The following is a 21,357-nucleotide window of genomic DNA, read 5'->3' as shown; positions in this document are numbered from 1 at the left end:
TTCAGCCACAAGCTGCAAGCTGACCGCGCCAGGCTTGCAGCTTGCAGTCCCTCAACTGGTGCGCCAGGTGATTTCCTCTTCTCCATCGGCACTGATGCGGATCCAGCGATCGGCGTCGTCCTCGCCTTCTTCCTCGACCCAGCTTCCAGGTGCGCAGCGTACTTCGACGTTCAATGCGGCGAAGGCAGCGCGAGCACAGGCTATGTCGTCTTCCCACGGTGTGTTGTCACTTTCCAGGTAAAGACTGTTCCATTTTCCTACGGCCTTGGGCAGCCAGGTAACAGGAATGTCACCGGCAGTGCATTTGAAGGTCTGGCCTTTTTGCTTCCATTCGCTGCACGGACCAACGGCCTCGGTCAGCCAGGCGGTGATCTGCTTGTGGTCGACGTCGGCGTCCTTCAGGTAGATCTCGATATCGGGTTGGCGCATGGGGTTCTCCGGAAAGGGGTCAGTCCTGCAGGACAAAATAGTCGTAACGCATCGACACCGTGACGTCGAACGGCTCCGCCTGGTCGATGACCGCCGCGCGTCGTTCGGCGCTGGCGCGCCAGCCGTGGGGTGTCATCGCCAGCAGGTTGGCGCGGTCGGCGGGATTGGCCAGGCTCAGGCGGAATTCGAGGGTTTCGCTGTGGGCATGGGCCATGTTCGCCGGGACCAGGGCCAGGTGCTTGTCGTCGGCATATTCGCGAACTTCGTCGTAAAGCTTCTGGCGCAGTTCCATCAGGTGGCCGCTGGTCGGGCCGACCCGCATCAGCCCGCCACCGGGAGCGAGCAGACGGCGCGCCTCCTGCCAGTCGAGCGGGCTGAAGACGCTGGCGATGAACTGGCAACTGGCGTCGGCCAGCGGAACCCGTGCCATGCTCGCTACCAGCCAGGTCACTCGCGGGCTGCGCTTGCAGGCTCGCTTGACGGCCTCGCGGGAAATGTCCAGCGCGTAGCCTTCCGAGGTCGGCAGGGCTTCGGCGAGTTGCGCGGTGTAGTAACCCTCTCCGCAACCGATGTCCACCCAGCGCCCCGGATTGCGCTCGGCTGCCAGCTCGGCCAGGCGCCTGGCTACCGGCGCGTAATGGCCTGCGTCGAGAAAGTCGCGCCTGGCCTGGACCATGGCCTGGTTGTCGCCGGGATCGCGGCTGTTCTTGTGCTGCACCGGCAGCAGGTTCAGGTAGCCCTGGCGGGCCCGGTCGAACCGGTGGCCGGCAGGGCAGCCGACACCGTTGTCGAGGTCGCGCAGTGGCTCGCGGCAGAGTGGGCAGGTCAGCATCAGGCGAGCAACCGGACCAGGGTCTGGTAGTAGATCTCGGTCAGTACGTCGAGATCACTGGCGAGGATGCGCTCGTTGACCTGGTGGATGGTGGCGTTCACAGGGCCCAGCTCGACCACCTGGGTTCCCAGGGTGGCGATGAAGCGTCCGTCCGAGGTTCCGCCGCTGGTGGAGGCCTCGGTTTCGCGCCCGGTGACCGCCTTGATGCTGGCTGACACGGCGTCGAGCAGGTCGCCCGGTTCGGTGAGGAACGGCAGGCCGGACAGCGCCCATTCCACGTCCCAGTCCAGTTGGTGCTTGTCGAGGATCGCCGAGACGCGCTGTTGCAGCCCTTCGACGGTCGATTCCGTGGAGAAGCGGAAGTTGAACAGTGCGGTCAGTTCGCCCGGGACCACGTTGGTGGCGCCGGTTCCGGAGTTCAGGTTGGAGATCTGGAAGCTGGTCGGCGGGAAGAACGCGTTGCCTTCGTCCCAGTGCTCGGCGGCGAGCTCCGCCAGGGCCGGGGCGGCCAGGTGGATGGGGTTGCGGGCCAGGTGCGGGTAGGCCACATGGCCTTGCTTGCCGCGCACGGTGAGCTTGGCGCCAAGGGAGCCGCGACGGCCGTTCTTGACCACGTCGCCGACCAGGGTGGTGCTCGACGGTTCGCCGACGATGCACCAGTCCAGGCGCTCGCCACGCTCGCGCAGGCGCTCGACCACAGCCTTGGTGCCATGATGGGCCGGGCCTTCTTCATCGCTGGTGATCAGGTAGGCGACCTTGCCGCGGTGGTTCGGGTAGTCGGCGACGAAGCGCTCGGTGGCGACGATCATCGCGGCCAGGCTGCCCTTCATGTCAGCGGCGCCACGCCCGCAAAGCATGCCGTCGGCATCGACCAGCGCCTCGAACGGATCGTTCTGCCAGGCCTGCACCGGGCCGGTGGGGACCACGTCGGTATGGCCGGCGAAGCACAGCACCGGGCCCTCCTGGGTACCGTGGGTGGCCCAGAAGTTGTCCACGTCCTCGATGCGCATCGGCTCTAGGGTGAAACCCGCGTCGCCCAGGCGCTGCATCATCTGTTTCTGGCAATCGAAGTCGAGCGGGGTCACCGAGGGCCGGCGGATCAGGTCGCAGGCCAGTTCGAGGGTAGGCGAGAGTTCGGCGGGGGCCGTCATGAAGGACTCCGGGTGCAAGGCAGGGTACGATTTTGGGGCGTTATCTTATAGCAAAAGCGCGCTGGCAGGACGCCGGATCGCTGCTGTTTGTCTGGGAAAGAAAGGTAGTGGCAGGGACTGCACCGCACCTGTGGGAGCTGCGGTTCGGCGCCCCGACTTGCCAGCGATGAGGCCGGCACTGACGATGATGTTGTCAGATCCGGCCCTATCGCTGGCAAGCCAGCTCCCACAGGGTGCAGTGCTTGAGTCAGGCGGCGGGAGCCTGCTCCACGGCCTCGGCCGGCTTGGGCAGCGACGACAGCATTGCCATCACCAGCGCCGCGACATACGGCAGCGACTGCACCAGCAGCATCGCCACCCAGAAGCGCATGTCATTGCTCGGCAGGCCCTGGACCAGGTAGATCCCGGCGGCCGCGCCCCATAGCAAGAGCATGATGAACAGTTCTTCGCGCGCCTCGGAGAGGGCCACCAGCAAACCATGGCTGTCGGCATTCTTCGGCGTGCGGAAGAACGGAATGCTGCTGGTGAAGAACCCGTACAGCACCGCCTTGGCGATGGTGTGGGACAACGCCAGCCCGGCCAGCGCTGCGGCGAAGGCGTCCTTGAGGTTGACCCCGACCGCACGGCGGTAGAGGAACACGATCTTGCCCACCTTGAACACGAACAGTGCCAGCGGCGGGATGGCGAAGATCAGCAGCGGTGGATCGACCCGTTGCGGGACGATGATCATCGCCGCCGACCAGAGCAGCGCGCCGATGGTGAAGAAGATGTTCATGCCGTCGGCGATCCAGGGCAGCCAGCCGGCCAGGAAGTGGTAGCGCTGGCCGCGGGTCAGCTCGGTGTCCTTGCCGCGCAGCAACGCGGCGGCGTGGCGCTTGATGATCTGGATGGCGCCATAGGCCCAGCGGAACCGCTGTTTCTTGAAGTCGATGAAGGTGTCCGGCATCAGCCCCTTGCCGTAGCTGTTGTGGGCATAGGCGGCCGAATAACCTTTTTCGAACACGCGCAGGCCCAGCTCGGCGTCCTCGCAGATGCACCAGTCGGCCCAGCCCAGTTCTTCCAGGACCGAGCGGCGGGTCATGGTCATGGTGCCGTGCTGGATGATCGCGTCGCGGTCGTTGCGGGTGACCATGCCGATATGGAAGAAGCCCTTGTATTCCGAATAGCAGAGCTTCTTGAAGGTACTTTCGTTCTGGTCGCGGTAGTCCTGTGGCGATTGCACCACGGCGATCTTCGGATCGGCGAAATGCGGGACCATGTGCTTGAGCCAGTTGCGGTCGACGCAGTAGTCCGAGTCGATCACCGCGATCACTTCGGCATCCGGCGCGGTATGCGGGATCAGGTAGTTCAGCGCACCGCCCTTGAAGCCGGCCAGCGGCGAAACGTGGAAGAACTTGAAGCGCTCGCCGAGCAGTTCGCAGTGGGCCTTGATCGGCTCCCAGACGGCCGGGTCCTTGGTGTTGTTGTCGATGATCAGGACTTCGTAGTCCGGATAATCCAGCGCGGCCAGGGCATTCAGCGTCTGCTTGACCATCTCCGGCGGCTCGTTGTAGCACGGCACATGCACCGAGACTTTCGGCCTGTAGGCTTCGTCGGCATGCACCGGGAGGAATTCGCGGCGGCGCTTGTGGGTCCAGACCGCCTCGGCCAGTTCGTGGGCTTCGGTCAGCAGGACGATGAACACCCCCAGCGCTCCTAGGGCGAGGAGGAAGCCCACGGTCAGGCTGAACCAGGTGCTGTATTGCTGGCTGTAGTCATAGCCGATCCACACCAGCACCGATCCGCAGAGGAACGCGATGAAGGTCAGGAAGGTGCGGCCGCGCTGGCGCAGGGCCGAGCCGTCGATCAGCAGCAGGGTCAGGGAGAGCAGGGCAAGGACCACCGAGCCCACCGCCAGCACCCGCCATTGCGGGATCGCCACCACCGGCCCTTCGAAGTTGAATTTCTGCTGGCGGGCGGCGTTGAACACGCCCCAGTAGGCGCCCACCGAGCCTTCGTCACTAGCTTTCCACGGCTGGTCGTAGGCTTCGATGACGAAGTAGTTGTAGCCCTGGCGGTTGAGCTTGTTGACCAGGGTACGCAGGTAGATGGCCTGGTCTGCCTGGGTCGCGTCGGCGCCGCCGCGCATGCGCCCGTTGCTCGGCCAGCCGACCTCGGACAGCAGCAGCGGCTTGCGCGGGAACAGATGTTTCAGGTCGCGGGCGCGGTCGAGGACGAACTGCCCGGCGTCCTTCATCGGGATGAATTCCCAGTACGGCAGGATGTGCGCGGCGATCAGGTCGACGTGCTTGGCCAGCTCAGGGTGCTCCTTCCAGATGTGCCACTGCTCGGAGGTGGTCACCGGCACCTTCACCGCAGCGCGCACCCGGTCCAGGTACTTGATCAGTTCCTCGGGTGTGATCTCCTCGCGGAACAGCGCTTCGTTACCCACCATCACCCGCACCACGCTGCGGGTGGTATTGGCCAGTTCGATGGCCTTCTGGATTTCCCGCTCGTTGCGCTCCTGGTCGGGGCTGATCCACACGCCCAGGGTCACACGCAGGCCGAACTCCTCGGCCAGGCGCGGAATCTCCGCCTGGGTGCCTTCGACGGTGTAGATCCGGATGCTGTCGGTCAGCTTGCTCATTTGCTCGAGGTCTTCGCGCATCTCCGCCTCGGTGGGGTATTGGCCCTTTTGCGGGCTTTCACCAAGACGGAACGGCGAATAGGAGAAACCGGAGATCTGCTCCGGCCAGTTCGGCGCGGATACCGGGCGGTTGATCAGCGCCCAGAACCCGGTGAATAGCGCGGCGATCGCCATGACGATCACCAGGTTGATACCAAATTTACGCGATGACATAAGTAGTTCTGGTTCCGGAGAGTGGAACGGGCCGGCGCGGGAAGCGCGGATCCAGGGCAACGTCGGGTCAGTTCTTGTAGGAATTTCGACCGGGCAGCCATTGGATTTTCTTCAGAAGGCTAAGTTCTCAAACCCGTTGGTGTCGTCCAAGACTTTTTGCAGCGTAGGACATTTCGGCGGACATTAAAGCAGCATTGCCGTCCCTCATGCCAATGCGCGGGCTGTCCGAAGGCGCTGTCATTGCCATCGCAGGGGCCTATAATGCGCGCCGGTTTTTTGCGGGGTGTGCCTCATGAGCAACGAAGATCCACGGTTCGCCGGCATTGCCCGGCTGTATGGCCTCGATGGCCTGCAACGCTTGCGCGATGCCCACGTGGCGGTGGTCGGCATCGGCGGCGTCGGCTCGTGGACGGCCGAGGCCTTGGCGCGCAGCGGGGTGGGCGAGGTTTCCCTGTTCGACCTGGACGATGTCTGCGTGAGCAATACCAACCGCCAGGCCCATGCCTTGGAAGGCAACGTGGGCAAGGCCAAGGTAGAGGTCACCGCTGAGCGCCTGCGCGCCATCAACCCGGCCTGCCGGGTGCATGCAGTGAGCGACTTCGTCACCCGCGAGACCATGGCCGAGTACATTACCGAAGGAATCGATTGCGTCATCGACTGCATCGACAGCGTGATGTCCAAGGCGGCGCTGATCGCCTGGTGCAAGCGGCGCAAGATCACCATCATCAGCACCGGCGGCGCTGGCGGACAGATCGACCCGACGCAGGTCCAGGTTGCCGACCTCAACCGCACCTACAACGATCCGCTGGCCTCACGGGTGCGCTCGACCCTGCGTCGCGACTACAACTTCTCGCGCAACCAGAGCCGCAGCTACGGCGTGCCGGTGGTGTTCTCCACCGAGCAACTGCGCTACCCGCAGCCGGATGGCAGCGTGTGCCTGGACAAGGGTTTCGTGGGCGAAGGCACCCGGCTGGACTGCGCCGGAGGCTTTGGCGCGGTGATGATGGTTACCGCGACCTTTGGCATGGTCGCGGCGAGCAAGGCGGTGGACAAGCTGGTGGCCGGCGCACGGCGGCCGTCCGAGCGCAAGGCGGCTCAGGCGCCCGAAGCCAGCTGAGCCATGCGTTGCAGCACGGCGTTCAGGCCGTTGCTGCGCGAAGGGGAAAGCTGGCGGTCGAGGCCCAGTTGCCTGAACCAGCCCGGCAGGTCCAATTGCCGCAGCTCGGCGCTGGACAGGCCCTCGACCCGCACCAGCAGCAAGGCCAGCAGGCCGCGAATCAGGCGTGCGTCGCTGGCCGCTGCGAAGCGCCAATGCCCGTCGTCCTGACGGGCCACCAGCCAGACCTGGCTTTCGCAACCATGGACACGGTTGTCGTCCGATTTCTCTTCGTCCGTCAACGGTGCCAGGCGCTCGCCCCACTGCATCAGCAGGCGGGCGCGCTGTTCCCAGCCGGCGGCGGCAGCGAAGCTGTCGAGGGCTTCCCGGGCATCCGGCGGCAAGCTCATCGCAGCAGCTCCAGGGCCTGGTCCAGAGCGTTGAAGAAGCGCTGCAGATCGTCCGAATCGTTATACAGCGCCAGCGACACGCGGATCGCGCCGTCCAGGCCAAGGCTGTTGACCAGCGGCATGGCGCAATGGTGACCGGCGCGCACGGCGATACCCTGCTCGGTCAGCAGGTGGGACAGGTCGGCGTTGTGCACGCCTTCCACCACGAAGCTGGCCAGGGCCGCTTGCGGAGCACCGAGGATGCGCACGCCTTCACGGTCGTTGAGACCGCGCAGCAGATGACGGTGCAGGGCCGCTTCATGCTCGGCCACGGCAGTGGCATCGAGGCTGGCCAGGTAGTCGAGGGTCGCCCCCAGACCGATCACGCTGGCGATCGGCGGGGTGCCGGCTTCGAAGCCCAGCGGGGCAGGGCGGAAGCTGGAGTCCTGGTAACCGGCCAGTTGCACCATTTCGCCGCCGAACTGCCAGTGGCGCAGCTTCGCCAGGGCGTCGTTGCGCCCGTAGAGAACCCCCAGGCCATCCGGGCCGTAGAGCTTGTGGCTGGAAAACACGTAGAAGTCGCAGCCCAGCTGACTGACGTCGTGGCGACCGTGGACGATGCCCTGGGCGCCATCGACCACGGTAATCGCGCCTTGGGCGCGGGCGTGGTTGAGCAGGGGTTGCAGTGGTTGCCAGGTACCCAGCACGTTGGACAGCTGGCTGACCGCCAGCACCCGGGTCCTGGGGCCTATCAACTGCAAGGCGGCGTCAAGGTCGATCTGGCCGTTGTCCGCCAGCGGCAGGATCACCAGCTTGAGGCCACGACGCTTGGCCAGTTGTTGCCAGGGCAGCAGGTTGGCGTGGTGCTCGAGGGCGCTGACGGCAATCTCTTCACCCGCTTCGAAGCGGTGTTCCAGCCCATAGGCGAGCAGGTTCAGCGCAGAAGTGGCGCCGTGGGTGAAGACGATCTGACTGCCGGCCCCGGCATTCAACCAGGCGCCGACCTTGTCGCGGCTGGCTTCGAAGGCCTGGGTCGCCAATGCGCCGGGCAAATGCTGGGCGCGGTGCACGTTGGCTGCGCCATGCACGTAGTAATGGCTCAGGGCATCGAGCAGGGCCTGGGGTTTCTGCGTGGTCGCCGCGCTGTCCAGGTAGGTCTGGTGCTGGCGTTGCAGGGTGGCGATGGCGGGAAAGTCCGCGCGCCAGGAAGAGGGTTGGAACATGTTCGTAGGGCCTGGGTATCGGGTCTGGCGAATGGCCAGACCCGATCGTACCACTTAGTTGTGGGCGTGCAGCGCTTCGTTCAGCTCGATCGCCGACTTGTGGGCCTTGCATTCCACTGCGCCGGTCACCGAGTTGCGGCGGAACAGCAGGTCGGTCTGGCCGGCCAGGTCGCGGGCCTTGACCACTTTTACCAGCTGGTTCTGCTCGTCGAGCAGTTGCACCTTGGTGCCGGCGGTGATGTACAGGCCGGCTTCCACGGTATTGCGGTCGCCCAGCGGGATGCCGATACCGGCGTTGGCGCCGATCAGGCAGCCTTCGCCGACCTTGATGATGATGTTGCCACCGCCGGACAGGGTGCCCATGGTCGAGCAGCCGCCGCCCAGGTCCGAGCCCTTGCCGACGAAGACGCCCGCGGAGACGCGGCCTTCGATCATGCCCGGGCCTTCGGTGCCGGCGTTAAAGTTGACGAAGCCCTCGTGCATGATCGTGGTGCCTTCGCCGATGTAGGCGCCCAGGCGTACGCGGGCACTGTCGGCGATACGCACGCCGCTCGGTACCACGTAGTCGGTCATCTTCGGGAACTTGTCTACGGAGAACACTTCCAGCAACTCGCCCTTCAGGCGCGCTTCCAGTTGCGCTTCGGCCAGTTCGGCCAGGTCGATGGCGCCCTGGCTGGTCCAGGCCACGTTCGGCAGCAGCGGGAAGATGCCGGCCAGGCTCAGGCCATGCGGCTTGACCAGGCGGTGCGAGAGCAGGTGCAGCTTCAGGTAGGCTTCCGGGGTCGAGCTGAGGGTGGCGTCTTCGGCCAGCAGGGTGGCGACCAGCGGCTTGCTGCTTTCCGCCAGGCGGGTCAGCAGGGCGGCCTGCAGTGGGTCGATCGACTTCACCGCGTCGGCCAGTTGACCGGCCTGGGCCGGGCTGAAGGCGATCGCCTGGTTGCCGCCTTCATAGCCCAGCAGCGGGCTGACCGCAGCGACCAGTTCGGCGGACGGATCGAGCAGGGGCAGTGCGTAGAAGACTTCCAGCCAGGCGCCCTGGCGGTTCTGGGTGCCGACACCGAAGGCCAGGCTGAACAGGGAATTGGACATGCAGTTACCTCGTACTGAAATTGATTGAAAGCGGGCGGCTCACGACAGGGCGGCCGCGTACAGGTCCGGTTTGAAACCCACCAGGGTCTTGCCGCCAAGGTCGAGGACCGGCCGCTTGATCATCGACGGCTGGGCCAGCATCAGCTCGACGGCCCTTGCCTGGTCGAGGTCGGTCTTCTGCGCGTCATCGAGCTTGCGGAAGGTGGTGCCGGCGCGGTTGAGGATCTTTTCCCAACCGTGCTCGTCGCACCAGCGGTTCAGGCTGTCGCGGTCGATGCCCTGGGTCTTGTAGTCGTGGAAGTCGTAGCCGATGGCTTTTTCTTCGAGCCAGGTACGCGCCTTCTTCATCGTGTCACAGGCCTTGATGCCGTAGAGAATGTAAGCCATTGAACTCAAAGGGGCGCCGGGCTTGCCCGGGGCGACCCCGCAACTCCTCGAAAAGTGGGGTGGGCGGGATTATGCGGGATCGAACGGCACGGCGCCACGGCTGTGGCGCCGGCTTCTGACCGACGAGTTTCAGGCATCGCCGAGCAACTGTCGGGATTCGATGAACACCACCCCGGCCCTGCGCATCTCGTTCATGGCGTTTTCCAGCGAACCGTCGTTGTCGATGGCCCGGCAGGCATCGAGCACCACATAGGTGGCGAAGCCTTCGCGGCGAGCGTGGAGGGCGGTCCAGGCCACGCAGAAATCCAGGGCCAGACCCACGACATAGACGGTCTCGATGGCCTTTTCCCGCAGATAAACGGCGAGGCCGGTGGTGGTCTGCTGGTCAGCTTCGTAGAAGGCAGAGTAGCTGTCTACCAGCGGATTGCCGCCCTTGCGCACGATCAGTTGGGTGTGGGGCAGGTCCACGCCGGGGTGGAATTCTGCGCCGTGGCTGCCCTGGATGCAGTGGTCCGGCCACAGGACCTGTGGACCATAGGGCAACTCGATGATGTCGTAGGGTTCCTTGCCTGGATGGCTGGAGGCGAAGGAAATATGCCCGGCCGGGTGCCAGTCCTGGGCTTGCACCACATTGCTGAAACCTGCGGCGATCTGGTTGACCAGCGGCACGATCTCGTCGCCACGAGGCACCTCGAGGGCGCCGCCGGGCGTGAAGTCGTTCTGGATATCGATCACCAGCAGGGCGCGATCGGGGCTATCGGTCTTTACTGCATCGTTGCTCATTACTGTGCTCATCGGGGCCTTCCTGGTAATCACGCTGCGGATCATGGCAGGGCGTTCTGGATATTCCTGTTGTGTAGCATGGTGTTACATATTGCCCGGCGACCTGCGACTTAGGTTCAGCGGCTTGTCGGTGGCACGGCTCGTTACTATATGTGTCCAATGCCCGGGGCCTGTCCAGCCCGGGCAGGCAAGCTTTTGAATCGAACAGGAAACGCGTTACATGCAGTCAGCCTATACCGTCCTTATCCTGCTGATGCTGGTCAGCGTGTCCAAGCTGGTGGGGCGTATGATTCCGTTGCCCCTGCCGCTGGTGCAGATCGGGGCCGGGGCGCTATTGGCCTGGCCGACACTCGGCCTGCACGTGGCGCTGGATCCGGAACTGTTTCTTTTCCTGTTCCTGCCGCCGTTATTGTTCTCCGACGGCTGGCGCATGCCCAAGCGCGAGTTCTGGCGCTTGCGCGGGCCGATCCTGACCTTGGCGGTGGGCCTGGTGCTGTTCACTGTGGTCGGGGCCGGCTACTTCATTCACTGGATCATCCCGAGCATCCCGCTGCCGGTTGCCTTCGCCCTGGCCGCCGTGCTCTCGCCGACCGACGCGGTGGCGGTGTCGGCGATCGCCCAGGACCGCCTGCCCACGCCGCTGATGCATATGCTCCAGGGCGAGGCCCTGATGAACGACGCCTCTGGCCTGGTGACCTTCAAGTTTGCCCTGGCCGCTGCGATCACCGGGGTATTCTCCCTCACCGAAGCCAGCCTGACCTTCGTCCTTGTTGCCCTCGGCGGCCTGGCCATCGGCGTGGCCCTGAGTTGGCTGGTAGGGCGCCTGCGCGCCTGGATGATCGCCCGTAGCTGGGATGACCCGGCCACCCATGTGGTGTTCATGCTGTTGCTGCCGTTCGCCGCCTATGTGCTGGCCGAACGTCTTGGCGCTTCCGGGATCCTCTCGGCGGTGGCGGCAGGGATGATGCAGAGCTGGCTCGACCTGCTGCCGCGCCAGACCAGCACGCGCCTGCTCAACCGCAGTGTCTGGTCGTTGCTGGAGTTCGCTTTCAACGGTTTGATCTTCCTGCTGCTGGGCTTGCAACTGCCGGACATCATCAAGGCGGTGACCAGTCACGAGGCTTCGCTGTGGCCGACCCTGGCCTGGCGCTGCCTGGATGTGGTGGCGATCTTCGCCGTGCTGGTGGTCCTGCGTTTCGTCTGGGTGCAGAGCATCTGGCGCCTGATCGGCGTGGTGCGGCGCTGGCGTGGCAAATCGGAGCTGGTGCTGCTGCCGGACGCGCGCTCCTGCTGGTTGCTGACCATCGGCGGGGTGCGGGGGGCGGTGACCCTGGCGGGTGTCATGTCGGTGCCTTTGCTGATCAGTGCTGGCACCGGCTTTCCGGAACGGGATCTGTTGATCTTCATTGCGGCCGGGGTGATCCTGCTGTCGCTGGTTGCCGCCTGCATTGCGCTGCCGTTGTTGCTTCGCGGCGTCGAGAAAAGTCCGGACGACGCCTTGCAACAGGAGGCCGACGAAACCTGGCGGCGAACCGCAGTTGCCGCGATCCATGCGCTCGAAGCGGAGGAAACCGCCGAACCGGGCGCCGCCCAGGATGCGTCGCAGGCGGCATTGGCGGCAGAGCTCAAGGCCCGCCTGATGGCTGAATACCGCCAGCAACTGGACGCCTACAACGACAGCGCCGAGGCCAGGGCCCTGGCCGAGCAGATGGACCAGCTCGAACGCCGCCTGCGCCTGCGCGCGCTGCGGGCTCAGCGCCTGGAGCTGTACCGCATGCACCGGCATCACGAGGTCGGCGACGACGTGGTGCGCAAGGTGCTGGGGGAGCTGGACATGAGCGAGGCGAATCTCGGACAGGTGAAGTGAATCTTCGTTGCTGCTGATGGCCTCATCGCTGGCAAGCCAGCTCCCACAGAGATCGCGTGCACCGCTAAACCTGTGGGAGCTGGCTTGCCAGCGATGAGGCCATCAGCAACGACGTCAAACGCCTGGGCAAGTGAAGTTCCATGACGAGTTCATGGAGATTCTCTGGAGAGTTCCGCAATCCTCTATTTCGCAGAAACCCAAGGACATAGCCTCTGCCCATCTCTCCTGGTTCGAGGCTTTCATCGATGTCTTTCGATTTCCGCCATTGGCTGGCACTGGCCTGCCTGCTGCCTGCCATCCTGTTGCTCGGCATCAGCTCCGACATGCCGGTGTTCCGCGATGCCGCGCGTATCGAGGCGATCAACAGGCATGAGGACAATGTCGATTACCGGCTCAAGACCGAGCGGTTCAACCAGGCAGTGAAGGAAGAGCTGACGCCCAAGTTGAAGCTGGAAGGCTATGGGATGAGCTTCCTGCTGTTGTCGGTGTTCATGATGCAGATACCCAGGGGCGGGCAGTCAGGGCGCAGGCGGCTTCTGATCCATGGCTTCGGCACCCTCGTCCTGTTTCCGTTGCTGGCCATCGACATGACCATCCGGGATCAGGTACGCAACCTGTATCCGGCCTGGGGCGACAGTCTGGGGCCGGCCTGGCTGGTGATAGTGCTGCTCGACCTGGCGTTATGGCTGTTGCTGGCGCCATTTCTCTATCAGGCATGCCGGGGTATGCGGGGTACAGGGAGGGTCAGCAGGGGCGTCGCAGCGCTACTGGCGCTGGTGTGTCTGGTGCTGTCAGGCGTTGCACTGGCGACTGGCGATTACGTCGCCCTGGCAGTAGCGGGAGGTCTGCTTGTGTTCTTCGGCTACTTTCTGCGGTTTGCCGCAGAAAATGTGCGGCGCTGAGGTCGTTCAGCGCCGCACCTGTCTCAGCCTTCGATGAACGCGCGAATCCGTTTCGCCGCTTCGACACACTCGGCCAGCGGGGCAACCAGTGCCATGCGGACACGACCGGCACCCGGGTTGACGCCATCCACCTCACGGGACAGGTACGAGCCCGGCACCACGGTCACATGCTGTTGCTCGAACAGGCCACGGCAGAATGCCGCGTCGTCGTTGCCCGGAACCTTGGCCCACAAATAGAAGCCGCCGTCCGGCTTTTGCACGTCCAGCACCGGGCCGAGGATTTCCAGCACGGCGTCGAACTTCTCGCGATACAGGTCGCGGTTGTCACGCACGTGGGCTTCGTCGTTCCAGGCGGCGATGCTCGCCAGTTGGGTCTGCACCGGCATCGCGCAGCCGTGGTAGGTGCGGTACAGCAGGAAGCCCTTGAGGATCTCGGCGTCGCCGACGACGAAGCCGGAGCGCAGGCCTGGCAGGTTGGAGCGCTTGGACAGGCTGTGGAACACCACGCAGCGCTTGAAGTCGCTGCGGCCGAGTTCGGCGCAGGCGGTGAGCAGGCCTGGCGGCGGGCTTTGTTCGTCGAAGTACAGTTCGCTGTAGCATTCGTCGGCGGCGATGACGAAGTCGTACTGGTCGGCCAGGGCGATCAGCTTTTTCAGGGTTTCCAATGGCACCAGTGCGCCGGTAGGGTTGCCCGGCGAGCACAGGAAGAGGATCTGGCAGCGCTGCCAGACGTCTGCCGGCACCGCGTCGAAGTCCGGGTTGAAGCCGTTGCGGTCGAGGCAGGCCAGGTAATGCGGCTTGGCCCCGGCCAGCAGGGCCGCGCCTTCGTAGATCTGGTAGAACGGGTTCGGGCTGATGATCAGGCCGTCATCGCTGCGATTGACCACTGCCTGGGTGAAGGAGAACAACGCCTCGCGGGTGCCGTTGACCGGCAGCACATGGCGCGCGGCGTCCAGCCAGCCGGCCGGCACGCCGAAACGCCGCTCGCACCAGTGGGCGATGGACTCGCGCAGGGCCGGCAGGCCGAGGGTGGTCGGGTAGACGGCCATCTGGTCGAGGTTGTCGGCCAGCGCCTTGGCCACGAAGGCCGGCGAGGTGTGCTTCGGCTCGCCGATCGACAGGGCGATGGCGCGCTTGTCCGCCGCAGGGGTAACGCCGCCCAGCAGGGCGCGGAGTTTCTCGAACGGGTAGGGCTGAAGCTGGTTCAAAGCGTTGTTCATCGGCGCAAGGTCTCGTCAAGGCATCAAATGGTCAGGCGAAAGGATTCGGTTCCGCTGGCCTGGTCGACCCGCAACTGCTCGACGATGGCGTCCTGCAGGCGGCTGCACAGTTGGGGGTCGGAAAGTGGCTGGTTGTCGGCATCGGTAATGAAGAACACGTCTTCCACGCGCTCGCCGAGGGTGGCGATCTTGGCGTTCTGCAGCGACAGGTCGAAGTCCAGGAAGATCTTGCCGATACGCGCCAGCAGGCCTGGGCGGTCGGGGGCGATCAGTTCGAGGATGGTCACCGGGCGCTGGGCATCGTTGAGGATGGTTACCTGCGGCGGGAAGGCGAAGTGCTTGAGCTGGCGCGGTACCCGGCGATGGATGATGCTCGGGTAGTCGTCCGGGTTGCGCAGGGCGTCGCTCAGGCCGTCGCGGATCTGCTTGACCCGCTGCGGGTTGTTGCCGATCGAGCCGCCGTCGTTGTCCAGGACGATATAGGTGTCGAGGGTGAACTGGCTGCTCGAGGTGATGATCCGCGCATCGTGGATGTTGAGGTTCAGCTGGTCCATGGCCGCCACGGTCACGGCGAAGAAGTCGTGCTGGTCCGGGGCGTAGATGAAGATCTGCGTGCCGCCCTCGAACTCGCGCTGGGTGGTTTCCTTGATCAGCACCAGCGGGCCGCTGTCGGCCGGCTGCTGGAGAATCGCGTCGGAGTGCCAGGCCACGTCGGCGGCGGTGTGGCGCAGGAAATAGTCGTCGCCCAGTTGCGACCAGAGCTGTTCGACGTCGTCCTGGTCGTTGCCTTCGCGGACCAGGATGTCCAGTGCCGCGCTCTGCGTCTGGCGGATCTGCTCCTCTCGGTCCAGCGGGTTTTCCAGGCCGCGGCGCAGGGCGCGCTTGGTTTCGGTGTAGAGCTGGCGCAGCAGGCTGGCGCGCCAGGAGTTCCACAGGCTGGGGTTGGTCGCATTGATATCGGCGACGGTCAGCACATAGAGGTAGTCGAGATTGACCTGGTTGCCGACATGCTGGGCGAAGTCGTGGATCACCTGCGGGTCGGAAAGGTCCTTGCGCTGGGCGGTGGTCGACATCACCAGGTGGTTTTGCACCAGCCAGACGATCAGGCGGCTGTCCCACGCCGGCAGTTGATGGCGCTCGCAGAAGGCCCGGGCGTCTACCGCGCCCAGCTCGGAGTGGTCGCCCTGGCGGCCCTTGCCGATGTCGTGGTAGAGCCCGGCCATGTAGATCAGCTCCGGCTTGGGCAGGCGGCCCATGAGCTTGCTGGCCAGTGGGAATTTTTCCGACACCGGCGTGTACTGCAGCTTGCGCAGGTGCTTGATCAGGTTGAGGGTGTGGGCGTCTACCGTATAGATGTGGAACAGGTCATGTTGCATCTGCCCGACGATCAGGCCGAACTCCGGCAGGTAGCGGCCAAGGATGCCGTAGCGGTTCATCCTTCGCAGGTTGCGGTGGATACCGATTTCGCACTTGAACAGCTCGATGAACAGGCTGGTATTGCGGATGTCGTTGCGGAACCTGTCGTCGATCAGGTGACGGTTTTCCCGCAGCAGGCGGATGGTGTCGGCACGCACGCCCTTGATTTCCGGGTGCTGGGCCATCAGCACGAAGATCTCCAGCATGGCGAACGGCGTGCGCTTGAACACGTTCGGGCGTACCGCCTCGATATAGCCGTCATGCAACTGGAAGCGCGCATTCAGCGGCTGGGTGCTGGCGCTGCTGTCGTCGGCGAGGATGACTTCCTCGAAATGCTGGATGATCAGGTCGCTGAGCTCGGCGATGCTCATGACCACCCGGTAATACTGCTGCATGAACTGCTCGATGGCGCGCTTCGGGTTTTCATCCACGAAGCCGAGCAGGGCGGCGATGCTGCGCTGGTGGTCGAACAGCAGGCGGTCTTCGGCGCGCCCGGCGAGCATGTGCAGGGCATAGCGGACTTTCCAGAGGAATTCCTGGGACGACGCCAGCAGCTTGTTCTCGTCTTCCAGCAGGAAGCCTTCGCCCGCCAGGGCGTGCAGGTTGAGGGTGCCGAACTGGCGCCGGGCGACCCAGAGCACGGTCTGGATGTCGCGCAGGCCGCCGGGGGAACCCTTTACGTTAGGTTCCAGGTTGTATTCGGTGTCGTTGTACTTATGGTGGCGGGCCTTCTGCTCGGCGCGCTTGGCCAGGAAGAACTCCTTGCTCGGCCACATATGCGCGGTGCTGGTGACCTCCAGCATGCGCTGGCGCAGGCGTTCGGGGCCGGCGATGGTGCGGCTTTCCATCAGGTTGGTGATCACCGTGAGATCGGCGCGGGCCTGTTCGGCGCACTCCTCCACCGAACGGACGCTTTGGCCCACTTCCAGGCCGATATCCCACAGAAGCGTGAGAAAACGCTCGATCGAGTCGCGAAAGATCTCATGGTCGGCGTGGTCCAGCAGGATCAGCAGGTCGATGTCCGAATGCGGATGCAGCTCGCCACGACCGTAGCCACCCACCGCGACCAGGGCGATATCGGCTTCGTCGCTCCAGTCGAAGTGGTTCCAGGCCTGTTGCAGGATGTTATCGACGAACCAGGCGCGGTCCTCGATCAGGCGGCGGATATCGCGGCCTTCGCGGAAACGCTGGTCAAGCACCTCGCCGGCGCGGCGGATGGCTTTCTTGAACGCCGCGATGGGGCTTGACTTGAGGGCCAGTTCCGCCTGGAACTGACCGCGATCGAACAGCTCGGGATCCACCTGGGGCATCGAATCGTCCTGTCTGGTCAGGCTGAAGTACGGGGAATGGTGTCGTCTTTGCGCAAGGTGAAGATTTCATAACCGGTGGCGGTCACCACCAGGGTGTGTTCCCACTGGGCGGAAAGCTTGCGGTCCTTGGTGATGGCGGTCCAGCCGTCGCCCAGGACCTTGGTGTCGGCCTTGCCCTGGTTGATCATCGGCTCGATGGTGAAGGTCATGCCTTCCTGCAGCTCCATGCCGGTGCCGGCGCGGCCGTAGTGGAGGATCTGCGGCTCCTCGTGGAAGACCTTGCCGATACCGTGGCCGCAGAATTCGCGAACCACCGAGAAGCCGTTCTTTTCCGCGTGTTTTTGGATCACTTCGCCGATATCGCCCAGGCGGGTACCCGGCTTGATGATCTCGATGGCCTTGTACAGGCACTCCTGGGTGACCTTCGACAGGCGTTCGGCCCAGACCGGTACGGTACCGACGTGGAACATGCGGCTGGTGTCGCCGTGGTAGCCATCCTTGATCACGGTGACGTCGATGTTCAGGGTGTCACCGGCCTTGAGCGGCTTCTCGTTGGGAATGCCGTGGCACACCACGTGGTTGATCGAGGTGCAGATCGACTTGGGGAAGCCCTTGTAGTTGAGCGGCGCGGGAATGGCCTGCTGGACGTTGACGATATAGTCGTGGCAGATGCGGTCCAGTTCCTCGGTGGTCACGCCGGGCTTGACGTGTTCCTCGATCATTTCCAGGACTTCGGCGGCAAGGCGGCCGGCGATGCGCATCTTTTCGATGTCTTCGGCGGTTTTGATGGTGACGGTCATTGCAGGCTCTCTACGGCGCCTTGGTGGCGCGGGCGAACAGGAAAGTGGCGATTCTAACAGAGCGCGCCGGCGTTCTGGGTGTTGTGCGGCGCATGGCTGCCTATATAGATGATGGCATTCTGGTGTGATCCCTGGCGCGATGCCAAGGCCGCAACACGATTGGCAAATCAGGTTTCGTTGGTCATCCGAGTGTGGTATAAAGTGCGCCGCTTTGTGGGGATGGCCCCCAAAGCATAAACCCACACACGTATCGACACGGTGACCTGGGTGCCCCGATCCACTGGATCTGCGGGTTGGTCATTGGGATGCGTGGAGGCCCAACCCGACTTATCAAGGAACTATCATGTCCCAAGTCAACATGCGCGATATGCTGAAGGCCGGTGTGCACTTCGGCCACCAGACCCGTTACTGGAACCCGAAAATGGGCAAGTTCATTTTCGGCGCGCGCAACAAGATCCATATCATCAACCTGGAAAAAACCCTGCCAATGTTCAACGAGGCTCTGACCTTCGTAGAGCGTCTGGCCCAGGGCAAGAATAAGATCCTGTTCGTCGGCACCAAGCGTTCCGCTGGCAAGATCGTTGCTGATGAAGCAGCACGTTGCGGTTCGCCGTACGTCGATCACCGCTGGTTGGGCGGCATGCTGACCAACTACAAGACCATCCGCGCTTCGATCAAGCGTCTGCGCGAGCTGGAAACCCAGGCTGAAGACGGTACCTTCGCCAAGCTGACCAAGAAAGAAGCCCTGATGCGCTCCCGTGATCTGGAAAAACTGGATCGCAGCCTGGGTGGTATCAAGGACATGGGCGGCCTGCCGGACGCACTGTTCGTGATCGACGTCGAGCACGAGCGCATCGCCATCACCGAAGCAAACAAATTGGGCATTCCGGTCATCGGCGTTGTCGATACCAACAGCAGCCCGGAAGGTGTTGACTACGTTATCCCAGGTAACGACGACGCCATCCGCGCAATCCAGCTGTACATGGGTTCGATGGCTGATGCCGTCATCCGTGGTCGCAACAACGTTGCCGGCGGCACCGAAGTTTACGCTGAAGAAGCGCCAGCTGCCGAGTAAGCGACGCTCGCGTCGACTTGGCACGCAAAAAGGGGGCTAGGCCCCCTTTTTGCCACCTTGAAATCCTCCTGTCGCCAAGTGTCCGCATCATCGACGCTTCGCCTTTGAGACAGGCTGTTGATTTCCAGAATTGAGCCCCCGTTAATCGCGGGTGGAATGGTTGAAAACCTATCCAAGAGGATTTTGAAATGGCAGAAATTACTGCAGCGTTGGTCAAGGAACTGCGTGAGCGTACTGGCGAAGGCATGATGGACTGCAAGAAAGCCCTCACCAAGGCCGGCGGCGACATCGAAAAAGCCATCGACGACATGCGCGCTTCGGGCGCCATCAAGGCTGCCAAAAAGGCTGGCAACGTTGCCGCCGAAGGCGCCATCGCCATCAAGGACGACGGCAAGACCGCCGTTCTGATCGAAGTCAACTCGCAGACCGACTTCCTGGCCCTGCAAGACGACTTCAAGGCATTCGTTGCTGCCAGCGTCGAAAAAGCCTTCAACGACAAGCTGACCGAAGTCGCTCCGCTGATCGAAGCTCAGGAAGAGGCTCGCCTCGCCCTGGTTGCCAAGACTGGCGAAAACGTCAACATCCGCCGTCTGGCGCGTGTTGAAGGCGACGTTCTGGGTTCGTACCTGCACGGCAACAAGATCGGTGTCGTTGTTTCCCTGAAGGGCGGCAGCGTCGAGCTGGCCAGGGACATCGCCATGCACGTGGCTGCCAGCAACCCTGAGTTCCTGCTGCCATCGGAAGTTTCCGCTGAAGCGATCGAGCGCGAGAAAGGCGTGTTCCTGAGCCTCAACGAAGACAAGATGAAAGGCAAGCCTGCTGAAATCGTCGAGAAGATGATCAGCGGCCGTATCACCAAGTTCCTGTCGGAAGCCAGCCTGGTCGAGCAAGCCTTCGTCAAGGATCCGGACATCACCGTTGGTGCTCTGGCCAAGAAAGGCGGCGCTGAAATCGTTTCGTTCACCCGCTTCGCGGTAGGTGAGGGCATCGAGAAGCCAGTCGACAACTTCGCTGACGAAGTTGCCGCTCAAGTGGCTGCTGCCCAGAAGCAATAAGACGGATTCACATCTGTCGCCCCAAAGAGGCTGCCCGCTCACGCGCGCAGCCTCTTTGTCAAAGCGCAGGCGCTTTTCGAGCCACAAGCCGAGATTCGCCAGCGCGCTGGCGCCCCGTGGGTGCCAAGCTACAGTTGGCGCAGGCTGAAAACAGCCCGCCCGGAATTTATACAAACGCCGCAGGAGAGATTCGCAATGGCTCAGCAGGTGAGTGGTCGTCAACCTCGCTATAAACGCATTTTGCTCAAACTTAGCGGCGAGGCCCTGATGGGCTCGGAAGACTTCGGGATCGACCCGAAGGTGCTGGACCGGATGGCCCTGGAAGTCGGCCAGTTGGTCGGTATCGGTGTCCAGGTCGGCCTGGTGATTGGCGGCGGCAACCTGTTCCGGGGTGCGGCCCTGAGCGCAGCCGGCATGGATCGCGTCACCGGTGACCACATGGGCATGCTGGCTACCGTCATGAACGCTCTGGCCATGCGCGATGCCCTGGAGCGTTCGAATATCCCCGCTATTGTCATGTCGGCCATTTCCATGGTCGGTGTCACCGATCACTACGACCGCCGCAAGGGCATCCGCCACCTGAACTCCGGTGACGTGGTGATCTTCTCCGCCGGTACCGGCAACCCGTTCTTCACCACCGACTCCGCTGCCTGCCTGCGGGCGATCGAGATCGATGCCGACGTCGTGTTGAAGGCAACCAAGGTCGACGGCGTGTACACTGCCGATCCGTTCAAGGATCCGCATGCCGAGAAGTTCGACCATCTGACGTACGATGAAGTACTCGACCGCAAACTGGGTGTGATGGACCTGACCGCAATCTGCCTGTGCCGTGACCACAAGATGCCATTGCGGGTTTTCAACATGAACAAGCCTGGCGCCTTGCTGAACATCGTAGTGGGCGGCGCTGAAGGAACTCTGATCGAGGAAGGCGAACAATGATCAACGATATCAAGAAAGATGCCCAGGACCGCATGGGCAAGTCCATCGAGGCCTTGGGTCGCAACCTGGCGGCGATCCGTACCGGTCGCGCCCACCCGAGCATCCTGGACAGCGTCAAGGTGCCAGCCTGGGGTAGCGAGATGCCGCTGAACCAGGTCGCTGCGGTTTCCGTCGAGGACGCCCGCACCCTGAAGATCGTCGCTCACGACAAGAACCTGAGCGCCGCGATCGAGAAGGCCATCCTGACCTCCGACCTGGGTCTGAACCCGAGCAGCGCCGGAACCACCATCCGCGTTCCGATGCCGGCCCTGACCGAGGAAACCCGCAAGGGCTACACCAAGCAGGCCCGTGGCGTTGCTGAAGAAGCCAAGGTTGCCGTGCGCAACGTGCGTCGCGATGCCCTGGCTGACCTGAAAAAGCTCGCCAAGGACAAGGAAATCAGCGAAGACGAAGAGCGTCGCGCCTCCGACGAGCTGCAAAAGCTCACCGACAAGTTCGTCGCTGAAGTCGACAAGGCTCTGGAAGCCAAGGAAAAGGACCTGATGGCCGTCTAAG

At 63.5% G+C, this 21,357-nt stretch carries 19 protein-coding genes; 7 read left to right on the top strand and 12 right to left on the bottom strand.

The genetic code is table 11. The features are described from left to right. Window positions 1-51: 51 nt before the first annotated feature. The 4 genes from N7650_RS02975 to N7650_RS02960 all read right to left on the bottom strand — a co-directional run bounded on the left by N7650_RS02975 (window position 52) and on the right by N7650_RS02960 (window position 5,251). Window positions 52-429, bottom strand: a complete 378-nt coding sequence (locus N7650_RS02975) for a hypothetical protein (protein ID WP_009395289.1) — start codon at window positions 427-429, stop codon at window positions 52-54. Between the two features lie 19 nt (window positions 430-448). Continuing rightward, entirely contained in the window at window positions 449-1,261 is an 813-nt protein-coding gene (locus N7650_RS02970) for a putative RNA methyltransferase (RefSeq protein ID WP_279897068.1), read from the bottom strand. Then, window positions 1,261-2,412 carry a succinyl-diaminopimelate desuccinylase gene (gene dapE, locus N7650_RS02965; protein ID WP_279897066.1) on the bottom strand — a complete coding sequence of 384 codons (1,152 nt, stop codon included), beginning with the start codon at window positions 2,410-2,412 and terminating at the stop codon, window positions 1,261-1,263. Before dapE ends, N7650_RS02970 begins: the two co-directional genes overlap by 1 nt. Before the next feature lie 247 nt (window positions 2,413-2,659). Next, complete coding sequence (locus N7650_RS02960; protein ID WP_279897064.1) at window positions 2,660-5,251, bottom strand: glycosyltransferase; 2,592 nt, start codon at window positions 5,249-5,251, stop codon at window positions 2,660-2,662. Between the two features lie 292 nt (window positions 5,252-5,543). Between N7650_RS02960 and tcdA the strand changes: the two genes are divergently transcribed. Beyond that, window positions 5,544-6,368: a tRNA cyclic N6-threonylcarbamoyladenosine(37) synthase TcdA gene (gene tcdA, locus N7650_RS02955; protein ID WP_009395285.1), complete on the top strand. Its 825-nt coding sequence runs from the start codon at window positions 5,544-5,546 to the stop codon at window positions 6,366-6,368. Here tcdA and N7650_RS02950 read toward each other — a convergent pair. The 5 genes from N7650_RS02950 to pncA form a co-directional block, all read right to left on the bottom strand. After that, a complete protein-coding gene (locus tag N7650_RS02950; RefSeq protein WP_009395282.1) occupies window positions 6,347-6,757 on the bottom strand; it encodes a SufE family protein in 411 nt (136 codons plus the stop codon). The two genes, tcdA and N7650_RS02950, sit on opposite strands and share 22 nt — an antisense overlap. Next, window positions 6,754-7,959, bottom strand: a complete 1,206-nt coding sequence (locus tag N7650_RS02945) for a cysteine desulfurase (RefSeq protein ID WP_279897062.1) — start codon at window positions 7,957-7,959, stop codon at window positions 6,754-6,756. Before N7650_RS02945 ends, N7650_RS02950 begins: the two co-directional genes overlap by 4 nt. A gap of 54 nt (window positions 7,960-8,013) precedes the next feature. Continuing rightward, window positions 8,014-9,048, bottom strand: coding sequence for a 2,3,4,5-tetrahydropyridine-2,6-dicarboxylate N-succinyltransferase (dapD, locus tag N7650_RS02940; RefSeq protein WP_009395279.1), 1,035 nt, complete (start codon window positions 9,046-9,048; stop codon window positions 8,014-8,016). 39 nt (window positions 9,049-9,087) lie between these two features. After that, on the bottom strand, window positions 9,088-9,435 hold the full coding sequence (locus N7650_RS02935) for an ArsC family reductase (protein WP_009395278.1): 348 nt from the start codon (window positions 9,433-9,435) through the stop codon (window positions 9,088-9,090). Between the two features lie 129 nt (window positions 9,436-9,564). Then, window positions 9,565-10,218, bottom strand: coding sequence for a bifunctional nicotinamidase/pyrazinamidase (pncA, locus tag N7650_RS02930; RefSeq protein ID WP_279897130.1), 654 nt, complete (start codon window positions 10,216-10,218; stop codon window positions 9,565-9,567). 220 nt (window positions 10,219-10,438) lie between these two features. Here pncA and N7650_RS02925 point away from each other — a divergent pair, with 220 nt between their 5' ends. Both N7650_RS02925 and N7650_RS02920 read left to right on the top strand, forming a co-directional pair. Then, window positions 10,439-12,085: a Na+/H+ antiporter gene (locus N7650_RS02925; protein WP_009395276.1), complete on the top strand. Its 1,647-nt coding sequence runs from the start codon at window positions 10,439-10,441 to the stop codon at window positions 12,083-12,085. Between the two features lie 245 nt (window positions 12,086-12,330). Continuing rightward, on the top strand, window positions 12,331-12,987 hold the full coding sequence (locus tag N7650_RS02920) for a hypothetical protein (protein ID WP_279897059.1): 657 nt from the start codon (window positions 12,331-12,333) through the stop codon (window positions 12,985-12,987). Between the two features lie 23 nt (window positions 12,988-13,010). On the opposite strand, the gene dapC is transcribed toward N7650_RS02920, so the two are convergent. Genes dapC through map form a run of 3 tightly spaced genes read right to left on the bottom strand, consistent with a single transcriptional unit; the run spans window position 13,011 to window position 17,733 of the window. After that, a complete protein-coding gene (gene dapC, locus N7650_RS02915; protein WP_279897057.1) occupies window positions 13,011-14,207 on the bottom strand; it encodes a succinyldiaminopimelate transaminase in 1,197 nt (398 codons plus the stop codon). A 23-nt stretch (window positions 14,208-14,230) separates the two neighbouring features. Beyond that, window positions 14,231-16,933 carry a [protein-PII] uridylyltransferase gene (locus N7650_RS02910; RefSeq protein ID WP_009395273.1) on the bottom strand — a complete coding sequence of 901 codons (2,703 nt, stop codon included), beginning with the start codon at window positions 16,931-16,933 and terminating at the stop codon, window positions 14,231-14,233. A gap of 17 nt (window positions 16,934-16,950) precedes the next feature. Then, on the bottom strand, window positions 16,951-17,733 hold the full coding sequence (gene map, locus N7650_RS02905; RefSeq protein ID WP_009395272.1) for a type I methionyl aminopeptidase: 783 nt from the start codon (window positions 17,731-17,733) through the stop codon (window positions 16,951-16,953). A 343-nt stretch (window positions 17,734-18,076) separates the two neighbouring features. Here map and rpsB point away from each other — a divergent pair, with 343 nt between their 5' ends. The 4 genes from rpsB to frr all read left to right on the top strand — a co-directional run bounded on the left by rpsB (window position 18,077) and on the right by frr (window position 21,356). Beyond that, window positions 18,077-18,808, top strand: a complete 732-nt coding sequence (gene rpsB / locus N7650_RS02900) for a 30S ribosomal protein S2 (RefSeq protein WP_279897056.1) — start codon at window positions 18,077-18,079, stop codon at window positions 18,806-18,808. Window positions 18,809-18,996: 188 nt separating this feature from the next. After that, entirely contained in the window at window positions 18,997-19,863 is an 867-nt protein-coding gene (gene tsf / locus N7650_RS02895; RefSeq protein WP_009395266.1) for a translation elongation factor Ts, read from the top strand. Window positions 19,864-20,058: 195 nt separating this feature from the next. After that, window positions 20,059-20,802 carry a UMP kinase gene (gene pyrH / locus N7650_RS02890; protein WP_009395265.1) on the top strand — a complete coding sequence of 248 codons (744 nt, stop codon included), beginning with the start codon at window positions 20,059-20,061 and terminating at the stop codon, window positions 20,800-20,802. Beyond that, window positions 20,799-21,356: a ribosome recycling factor gene (gene frr / locus N7650_RS02885; protein WP_009395264.1), complete on the top strand. Its 558-nt coding sequence runs from the start codon at window positions 20,799-20,801 to the stop codon at window positions 21,354-21,356. The genes pyrH and frr overlap by 4 nt, the downstream gene beginning before the upstream one ends. Window position 21,357 lies beyond the last annotated feature (1 nt).

The organism is Pseudomonas sp. GD04058, from assembly GCF_029836855.1.
Lineage (GTDB): Bacteria > Pseudomonadota > Gammaproteobacteria > Pseudomonadales > Pseudomonadaceae > Aquipseudomonas > Aquipseudomonas bharatica.
The sequence above is the reverse complement of the archived record's forward strand: the minus strand, read 5'-3'. Positions and strand labels throughout refer to the sequence as shown.